Annotated in this window: 6 protein-coding genes and 1 pseudogene; all 7 read left to right on the forward strand. The window is 33.6% G+C overall.

From position 1 onward, the window contains the following. Positions 1 to 8 precede the first annotated feature (8 nt). The 7 genes and pseudogenes from FNW52_RS14710 (at position 9) to FNW52_RS20825 (ending at position 14,322) form a co-directional block, all read left to right on the forward strand. Positions 9 to 3,305: an RHS repeat protein gene (locus tag FNW52_RS14710; RefSeq protein WP_143378206.1), complete on the forward strand. Its 3,297-nt coding sequence runs from the start codon at positions 9 to 11 to the stop codon at positions 3,303 to 3,305. Positions 3,306 to 3,321: 16 nt separating this feature from the next. Further along, a complete protein-coding gene (locus FNW52_RS14715) occupies positions 3,322 to 7,929 on the forward strand; it encodes a DUF6443 domain-containing protein (RefSeq protein ID WP_143378207.1) in 4,608 nt (1,535 codons plus the stop codon). Then, positions 7,926 to 8,405 (forward strand): hypothetical protein, encoded by a 480-nt coding sequence (locus FNW52_RS14720; protein ID WP_143378208.1) that lies wholly within the window; start codon positions 7,926 to 7,928, stop codon positions 8,403 to 8,405. Before FNW52_RS14715 ends, FNW52_RS14720 begins: the two co-directional genes overlap by 4 nt. Further along, complete coding sequence (locus FNW52_RS14725; protein WP_143378209.1) at positions 8,387 to 8,659, forward strand: adhesin; 273 nt, start codon at positions 8,387 to 8,389, stop codon at positions 8,657 to 8,659. Before FNW52_RS14720 ends, FNW52_RS14725 begins: the two co-directional genes overlap by 19 nt. Before the next feature lie 2 nt (positions 8,660 to 8,661). Continuing rightward, positions 8,662 to 8,988 (forward strand): hypothetical protein, encoded by a 327-nt coding sequence (locus FNW52_RS14730; RefSeq protein WP_143378210.1) that lies wholly within the window; start codon positions 8,662 to 8,664, stop codon positions 8,986 to 8,988. A gap of 377 nt (positions 8,989 to 9,365) precedes the next feature. Continuing rightward, a pseudogene (locus FNW52_RS14735) lies at positions 9,366 to 9,956 on the forward strand (alpha/beta hydrolase family protein); the annotation flags it as partial. A 328-nt stretch (positions 9,957 to 10,284) separates the two neighbouring features. Then, positions 10,285 to 14,322, forward strand: coding sequence for a zinc-dependent metalloprotease (locus tag FNW52_RS20825; protein ID WP_185966000.1), 4,038 nt, complete (start codon positions 10,285 to 10,287; stop codon positions 14,320 to 14,322). The last annotated feature ends 180 nt before the right edge of the window (positions 14,323 to 14,502 follow it).

A 14,502-nucleotide genomic window follows, 5' to 3' on the forward strand; every position in this document is an offset into this window, starting at 1 on the left:
TAAAAAACATGATGAAATTATATAATAAAAATACAATTAAAAATTTATTTTGGATTTTGATGCTTAGTTTTTCAGTAAAAACAGTTGGACAAATAAGTAATAGCCCCAACAAATTTTTGCCAAACATAATTCCGCCATCCCCAACTGCTTATCATTTGGGTAAATATGGTAATGTCCCTGTAGGGATGTTTACTGGTTCTCCAAATTTAAATATTCCTATTTACACTTATAAAACAACAAATTTAGAAGTGCCAATTACAATGTTTTATGGTAGCAATGGTATAAAGGTTGATGAAATATCTTCAAACGTCGGACAAGGTTGGAATTTAAGTTTTGGAGGGGTCATATCACGAGTAGTAAGAGATTTACCAGATGAGAGTAGAGGAGCTAATTTTATACCTCTCAATACAAACTCAACTTCAACAGATGTAGATTCGTTCTGTAAATCTATTGCTGATTATGATGATATTGACAGTGAAGTTGATTTATTTAGTTTTAATGTTGGGAATTACTCTGGAAAATTTGTTCTTGATAATGATAATTCTATAGTATTGATGCCAGCGCAAAATATTAAAATTGAAAAACAAATTGAAAACGATTATTTTAATTTTGTAATGACGACACCAGATGGCATTAAGTATTATTTTAATGATAGAGAAGTCACATTCCTTCCAAAAGAATCAGGCGGGAGGCCATTTCCGGTAATTTCAACATCTGCATGGTATCTAACTAAAATTGTTCATCCAAAAGGGGATGAAATTTATTTTAATTATTTTAATAAAAATGACCGATATATAACATCCAAGTCTCAGACTCTAACTATTCAATATCCAACGATTCAATATACTTGCGAAGGGATGGTTTCTATGCTTCCTGAATTAAGTACTATTTTTGAACATCGTATAAATGTATCGGGAAAAGCAATAAAGTCAATTTCTAGTAATAATGGTATTAATGGTGAAATCACGTTTAATTATTTAGACAATAATAGTGCGGATGTAGATTTCGGAAACAATAAAATAAGTGAAATAGTCATAACGAAAAATAAAATTGATGTACTCGAAAAAGTAAAATTCATATATACCACCACTCAAAATAAAAGAGTTTTTCTTGATAAAATTCAATATAATGATTTAGCTAAAAATTATCAATTTGAATACCTTGAAAAAGAAAAATTTCCAGATAGGCTATCGTTAAGTCAAGATCATTGGGGATATTATAATGGAGCTAACAACTCCTGTTTAGTTCCTAATAAGACAGGATTGGATACCGATAATATAGATTACAAAGGAGCTGATAAAGAACCTAATGGCAATTTTGCAAAACTAGGAATGCTAAATAAAATTATTTATCCAACCAAAGGCAGTTCTTCATTTGAATATGAATCGAACGATTATTATGGAGATAAAATAATAAGCCCAAATCTCACTAATTGTAGTTTGGATATATTTATAGATGGAGCATCAACAAAAGAAATTATCATTACTAGTTTATCTAAACAAGTAATAGAGCTAAATGCCAATGTTTTATTTTATGATCAATGTGCTGAAAGTGATTACGGAAAAACACAAGCTTTTATTAGAGCCAAAAATATAAATACTGGTAGTTATGAATATTTTAATGTTAAATTGTATAATGGAGAATTATCAAAAATTGAAAATACGATACAAATTAGCCCTAATAATGGAAGAAAAGTTTATTTAATCGCTGAAGCCAATCAAACATATATAATATCATTAGCATTGGGTAATTTTTCTCAGTTAACAGAAGTGAGATCTTGTACATCTGCATCCCTTAGATTTTCTTATTTAGCATCGGCTCCATATACAATTAAAACTAACTTAATTACTGGAGGTATAAGGATTAAAAATACTAAAGATTATTCAAATAATAATTCAACACCAATCTATAAAAGATATTTTTATGCAACGAAAAAGGAATTGTCAAAATCTTCTGGAGTTGAAGGAAATAATCCTCTTTATATAGATGATTCGTCAGTTATTGTGCAAATTGATTGTCCAAATGCGGGTAATTATTATACAACCGTTAGCTATTTAAGAACATATAAGAATGCTACCTCTAGTAGTATCACTTCTCTTTTTGGTAATGGCAATTCAAATATTTCATATGAGAATGTTACTATTTCTAATGGTGATGATAATTTTATAAATGGGGGAGAAGAACATGAATTTTATATTGATAAAAGTATTCAAGGTAGTCAAATAGTAGGCAAGTATAGGATGCTAAGTTCGCCGAGTAGTTATGGTCTTTTAATGAATGGATTACCTAAAACTATTTCATTTTTCAATAACTATGGTAAGACTATTAAAACAACAATAAACAGTTATGAAGACAAATTATTAAAAGTATCCAAATCCTATAGTACCCGAAAGTATTTTAATAATGAAGGAGTTATAGATTATTTCGAAGATATTCAGGATAATATAGGTGTGATTGAATACTACAATAGTTCTTATTGGAGTTATTTAAAATCTATGACAGATTCACTATTCGATTTAAATGGCTTAAATCCAATTACTACGACGACGAATTACAATTACACAAGCCCAAGACATTTGCAGATAACATCTCAAAGTACTACTTCGTCTATTGGAGAACCTCTAGAAACCAAATATTACTATCCTCCAGATTTATTAGCTTTAGGTATACAAACTTCAGAAATGCAGAAATTAACAGATCAAAACAGAATTAATTTGCCACTTAAAACTGAAACCTTTGTAAATAATGTACAAACTTCCGAAAATAACACTAAATATGAGGAAAGTACTGCTACAGGAAATTTACTGTTACCAAAAGAAATTCATGAAATTAAAGGTTTGGGTGATATAGATCTTACGACAATTACAAATAGGAAAATAATTTTCACTCTATATGATACTGATAGGATTAATGGATTACCAAAAGGGAATGGTAATATATTAGAGTATAAGCTTGAAAGCGGTACTCCTGTATCAATTATTTGGGGCTACAACAAAACCCAACCCATTGCTAAGATTGAAAACGCAGCTTATAGTGAAATTTCCTCTTATGTAGATAATTTACAAACTATTTCAAACACAGGAACGGAAGCTAATTTACTAACAGCCCTTTCTGTTTTAAGAAATGCTCTACCTAATGCAATGATTACAACCTATACTTATAAAACACTTATAGGTATAAGTAGCATAACAGATCCTAAAGGAGATACTACCTTTTACGAATACGATGAATTTAATCGTATAAAACTCACGAAAGATACTCAAGGGAATGTATTATCAGAAAATCAATACCATTATAAAAACTAAATAAGATAAGATAACAATGAAAAAACATGTATTTAGTTATATTTTATTACTGATTGTATCTTTAATGCATTCTCAGGTTACAAAAAAAGTTTTAATAAAAAGTTCTTTAGGAAACTATGAGACAAACGGAACAATTGGATCAAACGGGACAATTGGACCAATTGGGGATGGAGTGTATACTTGGTGGTATATGGATCGTGATGGTGATGGTTATGGAGGGTATATAAAAAATTCATATGGAGATGTTAAACCAATAGGATGTGTAAGCAATAATTTAGATTGTAATGATAATGATGCCCGAATTACTCCATATACCTTTTGGTATCTTGATAGCGACAAAGATGGTTTCGGGACACCGTCAAACATAAAAAGACAATGTGCTGATCCTAATATTGCAAATGGTGTGCAATATGTTTTAAATTCTGAAGACTGTAATGATGGGAGTGCACTCTTAAAACCAACAACCGTATGGTATCTTGATAGCGACAAAGATGGATTTGGAACCCCTTCTACCTTTTTGACACAATGTGAGGATCCTAGCATTGTAAATGGTGTGCAATATGTTTTAAATTCGACAGACTGCAACGATGGGGATGCCCCACTAAATCCAAACACCATTTGGTATCTTGATTCTGATCGTGATGGTTTTGGTACAAGTACCTCCACTCTTACCCAATGTATCCAGCCTATAAACTATGTTCGAAATGCAAGCGATTGTAATGATGGAGATGCTTCGTTGACTCCTAACACCATTTGGTATCTTGATTCTGATCATGATGGTTTTGGCTCTAGTGCCACTACTCTTGCTCAATGTACCCAACCTACTAACTATGTTCGAAATGCAAGTGATTGTAATGATATAGCTGCCACTATAAATCCCAATACCAAATGGTATCCTGATACCGATGCCGATGGACAAGGAGAACCTTCTAGTTTCCTTCAGCAATGTGCTAATCCGGGAGGGAATTATGTGCTTAATAATACTGATTTATGTCCTACTGTAAGAGGATCTGGTACCGATTGCGAAAGTATAAAAGCACCTTCTCTAGATCAAAACTATATAATAACTGCAACGTATAAGAAACCCACGACAAGTGTTTTTGTAAATCCAGATCCTAGCAAAGCTCAGGTAAACATCACCTATTTTGACGGATTGGGCAGACCTATTCAACAAATTGCCAATCAGCAATCTAATTCAGGAAAAGATATTATAACACATATCGGATATGATGATTTTGGGCGGCAAGCCATAGATTATTTACCGTTTGCAAGTACAGCAACCAATATGGGTTATGACACAAATGCTTTAACAAATACATTATCTTATTATAAAAAAGCCATTTATGATAATACCGACAATCCTTTTTCTCATAAAAAGTTAGAATCCTCTCCACTCAATAGAGTGTTGAAACAAGCTGCCCCTGGTACTGATTGGGCAATGGATGCTGGACATGAAATAAAACTCAATTACCAAACCAATACAGGTACAGAGGTAAAATTATACAAAGCGACTGCTACTTGGAATACTGGATTAGGTTTGTACGATATTGCTTTTTCTGACAATGGGAATTATGGCGCTAATCAATTGTATAAAACGATTACTTATGATGAGAATTCTGCTGCCAGTCCAATTGAATCTTTAGGATCAACTGTAGAATTTAAAAACAAAGAAGGACAGGTAATTTTAAAACGAACTTATGAATTGGGTGCCAAACATGATACGTATTATGTATATGATAGCTATGGCAATCTAACCTATGTTTTACCTCCATTAGTAACCAATCCTACAGCACAATTAGATGGTTTATGTTATCAATACAAATACGACAACCGCAATCGTCTTGTCGAGAAAAAACTACCAGGTAAACAATGGGAATTTATTGTATATGACAAACTAGATCGGCCTGTGGCTACGGGGCCAGTATTTTCTCCATTCAAAGGCGATACCGCTGTGGGCTGGTTAATTACCAAATACGATGTTTTTGGCAGACCCGTTTATACGGGTTGGTACAACTATGTTTCAAATACATCTACTCGAAACTCACTTCAATACACTCAAAATAATGCTGCAGTTTTGTTTGAAACCAAACAAGCTTCGGGGACAATTGATGGTATTCCAGCTTTTTATACCAATACCGTTGCCCCAACAAGTTTCAAGCTTCTTACGGTTAATTATTATGACAATTATGTTTTTCCAAAAGTTCCAGTCATTCCCACAATGGTGCAAGGACAAAACGTTTTGATAAACACCAAAACGCTAGCCACAGGATCTTGGGTAAGAATAATGACAACTTCTTCAGAAAGTTTGGGGGAAACAACAGCTATTTTTTATGATCTCAAAGCAAGACCCATAAATAGTGCAGTAATCAATTATTTGGGAGGATATACCAATACCGATAGTAAACTCGATTCTTTTTCTGGGCAATTGCAATATACAATAACGCGACATAAACGCACCACTGCCAGTGCAGAACTTATTATAAAAGAAGATTTTACCTATTCTCCACAAGGTCGTTTACTTACCCATACCCATCAGATAAACGGCGGTGCAATACAGCTTTTAGCAGCCAATACTTATGATGAATTAGGGCAATTAATGAGTAAAAAAGTGGGGAACACTTTTGCTGCACCATTGCAAAAAGTAGATTATAGCTATAATATTAGAGGATGGCTGACAGCGATAAACAATGTAGATAATTTAATTCAAGGAACTGATCCAAAAGATATGTTTACTTACAAATTAAATTATAACGCTACTACAACCGCTATTGGAGGGGTAACAGCATTATACAACGGAAACATAGCCGAGACCTACTGGCGTACTAGCGAAGACAACGTACTTCGCAGTTATGGTTATACTTATGACAAGCTTAATCGTTTAAATTATGCTACTTATCAAAGAAATAGGATGACTACTCATGCGTATGATGAAAATGTTACCTATGATAAGAACGGAAATATTATTACAATGAACCGATATGGCGATATCGATCCCGAAATTCAACCTTTTAAAATGGATGATTTAGTATATACCTACAAACAAGATAGTAACCAACTAGAAAAAGTAACAGAAGGTTTTGCAGGAAATAAAAGTAGTGGTTTCAAAGACGGCATCAATACGGGTATAGACTATACTTATGATAGCAATGGTAATTTAATTACCGATCAAAACAAGGGAATTACAAGTATTTCTTATAACCATCTAAATTTGCCCCAAGAAATTATTTTTAATGGTAATAATGAGACAAAAATAACTTATATTTATAATGCTCTTGGAGTCAAAGTAGAAAAGATAGTCAACTTTGTAGGATCATTTCCTGGAGGAACAGGGCCACGTGGTTTAATGGATAATATAGGATATTTGAACGGATTTCAATATAAAAACGGTGTTTTACAGTTTTTCCCGCATAGTGAAGGTTATGTAAAACCCGAAAATGGTTTTACATATGTTTTTAACTACTGCGATCATTTGGGTAATGTTAGACTTGGTTATAGTGAAAATAAAACAACTCATGCGCTTTCTAGAATAGATAGTAATGGTTTTTATCCTTTTGGGCTTCAACATAGCGGATATAATGTTTATAATGGAGGTGTTTATACGACCTCGAATACTGTTACCAGTACCAGCAAGTTAGCTACTACAAAAGGAGTAACTGGAGCGGCTGGATCCTCTGGACCACAACTTCCACCTCCTGGTCCATCTCCAACTTTGTCTATAGGTACTGATTATCCATTAAGGTATCAGTATCGCTTTGGAGCAAAAGAATACCAAGACGAATTAGGGTTTAACTCTTATGACTTTGGAGCAAGAAACTACGACCCAGCTTTGGGGCGTTGGATGAATATTGACCCAATGGCGGAGAAGTATTTTGGAGCAACACCATATAACTATGTTCTAAATAGTCCAGTTAATTCAATTGACCCCGACGGAATGGATGTATACTTGCTTACAGAGTCTGGAAGAAGTATACTTGCTTTAAAGGAAAAAGGTAAAAATACAGATACAATGTATGCTGTTAATAATTCAAGTATAACCGATATATCCTCTTCAAGTGGAACTAAAGAAACTACTTCGATATTTGATATGAAAGACACTAATGGTGATGGACAATTTAGCAAGGAAGATGGAGTGACGGTTAAATCAGGATTGATAGGGCAATTAGGTAAAGCTTCTAATAAAGGGGATGGCAGTTATTTATCAACAAGTGAATATAGTAAGGAAAATGAAAATAATTATTTAAGTCTTTTTAAATATATTTCAGATAATTCTCTACAGAGTGAATTCTCCTTACAATTTTTTAAAGATGGAGGAAAAGATAAGATTCAATTAGGTACTTATTATGAAAATATGGTGTCTCCTGGCGCAAACAACATAACTAAATCGTATCATAATCATTCCGATACAGATTTAATTGATGAAAGAATGTCTATGGGGGATAATGGAAGAGGTAGACCGAATTATGCTCATGGGGAAAATGATTTTAACCTATCGAATTCTGCCCAAGTATCTTATTCAAAGTATGTATACTTTGGAAAATCACATAGACTTTATGAGGTAACAAAGGACAATATTAATTATATCAAAAAAATTAATAATTCAAATGAATTAAAAACGAAAAAATGAAACTAAAAAAATTATTATTAGGGCTAATATTATTGTTTTTTTTTGCATGTAAAAAGGATGAAAATCTTGACAACAAGTTTAAAAATGTAATTATTGATTATCAAAAGAGATATCCTATTCCACTTAAAAAAAAGAGAAACGAAATTATATTTATATACTCAGCCTATTTCGAAAAAAATAAAAATGACACATTGTTAAAAATAACTAGAACTTCTAGTGGTATAAATAATATTATTTTTAAAAAAAGCGGTGGTTTTGGGGTCTATGAAGATAGTGAGTTAAAGCCAACTCTTTTATTTGACAACGAAAATTTAGGAAGTAAATTTATTTTGAAAAAATTCATCAAAATTGACAAAAAATATTACAAGAATAGCGATGTTTTTGATGAAGGATTCACACCTATTCATACTTATAAAATTAGTAACAAAAATATTGAACTTATCAAAATTGACACAGTTTGGAGGCATTGGGATTGAGGAACACAAACAAAGTCAATAAACACAAAAGCCACCCGCAAGAAGTTCTTGATAATTCATTAGAATTACCAGGTAATACTACTAGAAGAGTAGGAGTTGACACAGAAAATAAAGAGTTTAATGTTTTTGACGAACACGCTGAAGGAAAATTTCATGGGCATGTTAGAGAATGGGGCGAACTAACACAGCAAATGAAAAATGTATTAATCGAAGCAGGATTAGTAAATAGAAAAGGTAAAATTTTAAATAATTAAAAATGATATACGAAAATTATTCTTTTACTTCAAAATCCGAAGTTGAAAAGTTATTGAATGGTAATAATGAAGATATTAAAAAGGCTATTATAGGTGCTATAAACGGAATCAAAGAATGGGAATGGTTACAGAATTTATGTTTAAAGTATATTTTTCATAATGATTTTTGGGTTGCCAAGACTGCAATCGATGGAATAGGAGATATAGCCAGGATTCATAAAAAATTAGATGTTAATAAAGTTAAATATGATTTTAATCAAATTTCTGATGAGAGATTAAAACCAATTATTAATTCTGTAATGGATGATATCAAAGTTTTTTTGAAATAAGATATTTTTAGGTAATGTTCCAGATGTATTGGTACCTAATTATTTCATAAAACATTTACAGAGAATCAAATATTTAAAGTATTATCCCCTGCTCTCCGAAGAGTTCTTTAAAAGCGTACACGCTCCGCAAATGTCTCATGACTTTGCGTTTCATTTAAAAGTTCTTGAAAAGGATAAATTTGTCAAAGGTCTCCCGACCTTTTCCGTGAATGTCTTTAGAACGGTATGCGATGCAAGAGTTGTAGAAACCACAAAGTAACAAAGCTGTTATTTTGTGGTTTTTTTTACTTTATTTTGAGGATGTGTGTTTCGATTGATAAACAAGCGGTTTGAATTTCTGAGATATTTACGGGAAAAGTCGGGAGACTTTGCCAGCGGGATATATCGGAATAGCATTAGATAATCGAGGAACACCAGTATTTAAGGGAACAGAATGGCGTAAATGTATTTATAAAAACATAGGGATTATAAATACACGAGATCAAGCAATGGCTGCCAAAGAAATTTTGAAGTGGACTTTTATAGATACGGATCGAGTTGCAGTGCATGGCTGGAGCGGGGGCGGAGCGGTGACTTTGAATTTAATGTTCCAATACCCAGAAATTTACAAAACAGGAATTGCCATTGCAGCAGTGACGGATCAACATTTTTATGATAACATATATACCGAACGTTATATGGGTTTGCCTACAGAAAGTGAAGCAGCATATAGTAAAGCATCACCAATTACCTATGCCAAAAATCTAAAGGGAAATCTATTGTACATTCATGGTACTGGGGATGACAATGTGCATTACAAAAATGCCGAAGTTTTGATCAATGAATTGGTAAAGTATGATAAAATGTTTGATTTAATGGTTTATCCTAATCGTACACATAGTATTAATGAAGGAGAAGGAACAAGTCAATATCTAGCCCATACATTCGAAAAATTTATTGAGGAACATTGTCCAGCTGGAGCGAAATGATGTAGATTCTATTTTTTGTATAGTATTCAAAACCAATTAAACGATCTCGTTTAGTTGGTTTTCTTTTTTGAACTGTAGCAGCAAATTTTAATAGAGGAGTGGGGTGTTTTGTTCTAACTAAAACTATGATAAATCGCATTAAATGTAAAATAGATAATATAGTACAATTTAACAGTAAGATAACATAAATATTATGTTTTGGTTAAGGTTAGATTTGAAAAATGAATTAGAATCTAAAAATTGGAAGAATAATGTAAAGCCTAAAGCATCAAATTTCAATCATTTAGTTTCTAAATAATTACCATAATCTAACCAAAATTAATTAACCATGAAAAATTTTTTACTTTCATTAGTATTGTGCTGTCTTTGGAGTATTCAAGGAATTAGGGCGCAAGACTTAATCGACCCTTCGCACAGTTGTCGGACAAAAGAAGTCAATGACTTGCAATTGAAGAGGAATCCGAAATCACTAAAAGAGCGAGATGCGTTTAACCTTTTTAGTAAGGAATACGCAAAAAAATTAAAAACCCAAAAATCAGCGGCAACTACCACTTATATTATCCCTGTAGTTTTTCACGTATATGGAACATCATTTAATGGTAAAACGGTCACTTTAGAGAAAATCAAAACAGCTTTAATGCACCTTAATGAGGATTTTCAGGGGTTAAATGATGACTACAATACAGTAGAACCGTTCTTTCAAGCTAGAAGAGCGACTTTAAACATCGAGTTTAGGCTAGCTCAAAAAGATCCTAATGGTGGCTGTACCACAGGAGTTGTTTTTGAAGGCAAAAAAAACGGGTATGGAGGTATATCGGAAAGTGTTGAAAAACAAATTGCAGCAGACGCTTGGGATAACTATAAATACATGAACGTGTACATTCAAAATGATTTATATGCGGATGGGGCAACCAATAACTCAGGAGTTTGCTGGTATCCAAATACGGATATGTCTGACAATGGTTTGGCAAGATGCGTTTATAATGGGTATTATTTAGGAGAAAATACAAATAAGGAGTTTGCATCCGTACTTACGCATGAGTTTGGGCATTTCTTAAACTTGATACACACTTTTGATGGTGGTTGTACGGGGACAGATGAGGTGGATGACACCCCAATTGAGGATGGAACACATTCTTTGGCTTGTACACCAGGAACCAACTGTACTGGCGATAAGGTAAATATAGAGAATTATATGGGATACAATGCCGCGAAAGGATGTAGCAAGATGTACACACAAGGGCAAGTAGCCAGAATGCTGGCGGCTTTGCAGCACCCTGCTCGGAAAACATTATGGTCTGCACAAAATATTATTGCTACTGGGGTAGATGCTACGGGTAGTAGTTTGACTGCTAATTCAACTAAATTTAAAGAAGATGCTGCGAATAACGGTGCCATTGCAGGAAGCTCAATTGTTACTTTAACAGGCAAAACTTTTTCAAAATCGGCAGGTACTTTAACCGCTGGAGTTGATTTTACCGCTACTTTGCCTGCGGGTTTAACCGCTGTTGTTACTTTAAACAGCAATACACAAGCTACCATTACCATTACTGGAACTGCAACGAGTCATTTATCGGCAAATAATACAAACGTTGGAATTACTTTTTTAGCCCCATCAATTACTGATGGCGTGAGCGGTATGCTTTGCAATGGACTCAATTGGAACCTGATATTTAGAGATGCTTACGGTATTTTCTTTGTGGATATTGAGGATAAAACGGTTTCTGCTACTGCAACTTGGAAAAATGTGAATACAGAAATTGGAGATGACAAATTATATGGTGCATGGCAATATGCCACCAATCATTTAAAGTTTGAAACTTATGGTAAAAGATTGGTTACCAATACAGGAACAAGCAATATTACTCCGCTTGGTTTTAACACGGCAATTAATGCGAGCAGTAATTTTGTTGCTCCAGGAGCTTATCCAGGTCAGCTGGATATTAGAACTCCAACCTTTACCACTTGGGATGGGAAAACGGATTACTTTGGTTTTGAATATTTAATTGATGGCGAAAAATGCTACGGATGGTTCAAGGCAGTAGTTGCTGCGAATGGTTCAGGATATAGTATTACCGAATATGGTTATAATACAAAGCCGGGAGCAACAATCTATACCGGTATGACAGACAAGATTGCTTTAAGTGTGTCTCCAACCGCTCTTTCGGAAGCAGCTGTGAATGACGGAAGCATTACTCAAATTTCTTCTTTCAAACTAACCACTAATAATGGAACTTTTACGAAAAGCACCGGAACATTAATCCTTGGGACAGACTACACTATTACTGGAGTTCCTGCTGGCTTGACAGCAAAATTAAATGTTGTAAATAATGTCGAAGTGCAACTTGTTTTTACAGGCAAGGCAACAAATCATTTGAAAAACAATAGTACCTCAGTAGCTGTTGCATTTTTAAATCCTGCCATTACAGGAGGAATAGCCACTTTATCTAGTACAGGTGCTACTATTGCAATCAAGTTCAATGATCCTTATGGCATTGTACATGTAAAAGACGTTAATTTATCTGTTGATGCGGCCAATACCTGGAATTTTTTAAGAATTACGGCTGATGCAGATAATCAAGATTATGGTCTTTTTGTAGACAAAGGAGACTTGAAATTAGAAACCTATACAAAATCTATTGTTTGTGAGGGTAGTTCATTAAATATTACCTTGATTGGTGCAAACCAAATTATAAACGGCAGCAAAAATTTTGTAGCGGGAGGAGATTATCCAAATGAACACCTTTTAAGAGGGGCTAACTACAAAGTTTGGGATGGAAAAATAGGTTATATTGGTTTTAAATTCACTATAGGAGGTCAGCCTTGTTATGGTTGGTATAAAGTGAAAGTAAATGCCAAAGGTACTGGCTATACTTTGTTGGAATACGCTTATAATACAGAGCCTAACGCAAGTATTACTACCGAAGATATTCCAGCCGATCTTACGGTGCATTTGGCCAATACACCAGATGTTATTAATGAGGATCTTTTGAGTAATGATGGAAGCTTTAGTACAAAAATTGACATTCAGTTAACGACAAACGGAGGAACTTTTACGAAAAGTACAGGAAACCTTGTTTCAGGAACTGATTTTACAATTACAGGTTTACCTGCGGGATTAACGGCAGCTGTTGCAGTTATTGACAATAAAACGCTGCAATTAAGTTATACTGGTAAAGCTACAGCTAATGAATTGGCCAATGGAACTACAGCAACAATCACTTTCTTGGATCCTGCTATTACTGGAGGTGCAGCTGTTTTAGATGCCAATTATTTTACAACTAAGTTTGTTTTTATGAATGCGTACAAAATCGTTTATGTTGATTTCCCAGCACCTTTAACGGTTTCAGCTAGTAGCACTTGGACTCCATTCAATATTACAGCAACTGCGGATAACACAGCTTACGGATTGTATTTTGATGGCAGTAATTTAAAATTAGAGACCTATGAGAAAGATGTGGTTTGTAAATCTGGAAGTAATGACATTTCATTGATAGGAAATGGCGCCAAAATTGATGAAACAAACAATTGGAATGGTACTAGAGTTCCTACTGTAAGAAGTAGTTCTTATACAGTTTGGGATGGTAAAACGGGTTACATCGGATTTAAATACACCAAGAGTGGGTTCTCTCATTATGGGTATTTTGAAGTGAAAGTAAGTGCTGATGGACAAAGTTATTCAATAGCAAAATATGCTTACAATACCGCACCACAAGCTTCTATCACGACTCCTGCTCAATTGGGTTCTGTTAAGATGACGAATACTCCAGCTGTTATTGCAGAAGATGGCCTAACTAATGATGGTACTTTTAGCACCACTATTGCTGTACAATTGACAACAAATGGCGGGACTTTTACAAAAAGTTCGGGCAATTTAGTTGCAGGAACTGATTTTACAATAACTGGTTTGCCAGCAGGTTTAACCGCTAATATCAGTTTAACAAACAATACAACGGCTGTGGTAAGTTATACTGGAAAAGCAACAGTTAAAGATATTGCTACTGCAACTATTACCTTTTTGGATGCCGCCATTACTGGAGGTACTGCAGTTTTAGAGAACAAATCGTTTACTACTGAATTTACTTTTAGTACTTTGAACACAACCGACTTTGAAACAACAGTAAGCTATACGAATTATCCAAATCCGTTTAATGAGACAATAAACATTAGCTCTAGTTCATTTTCAGGAAAAAAAGTTGAAGTTTTAATTTATAACAATTTAGGACAAAATCTGTTTACTAAATCATACGATAAAGGCAACGACACTATAGCTATTAACGGTAGTAATTTTGGAACAGGTTTTTACTTTTTGAAAGTGATCGTAGATTCTAAAGTTCAAGTTATTAAAAAGATAATGAAAAATTAAATTTTAAATAACAAATCTTTTCTCTTAGAGGTTGTCTGCAAAGACAGCCTCTTTTTGTTTCTTGTTTTATTGCAGTAAATTTTATGCTTGAATGGTATTATACATAGAATAGACAATTTTATAACAAAAAATAGGATACCGATTATGGTATCCTATTTCTTATTTGGTCTTGGCATTCTT

The sequence above is a fragment of the Flavobacterium sp. ZT3R18 genome, assembly GCF_007097385.1.
In the GTDB taxonomy this organism is placed as follows: Bacteria; Bacteroidota; Bacteroidia; order Flavobacteriales; family Flavobacteriaceae; genus Flavobacterium.

Coding starts and splice junctions, on each gene's coding strand:
- FNW52_RS14710 (WP_143378206.1), top strand. CDS start 9: ATGATGAAATTATATAATAAAAATACAATTAAAAATTTATTTTGGATT.
- FNW52_RS14715 (WP_143378207.1), top strand. CDS start 3,322: ATGAAAAAACATGTATTTAGTTATATTTTATTACTGATTGTATCTTTA.
- FNW52_RS14720 (WP_143378208.1), top strand. CDS start 7,926: ATGAAACTAAAAAAATTATTATTAGGGCTAATATTATTGTTTTTTTTT.
- FNW52_RS14730 (WP_143378210.1), top strand. CDS start 8,662: ATGATATACGAAAATTATTCTTTTACTTCAAAATCCGAAGTTGAAAAG.
- FNW52_RS20825 (WP_185966000.1), top strand. CDS start 10,285: ATGAAAAATTTTTTACTTTCATTAGTATTGTGCTGTCTTTGGAGTATT.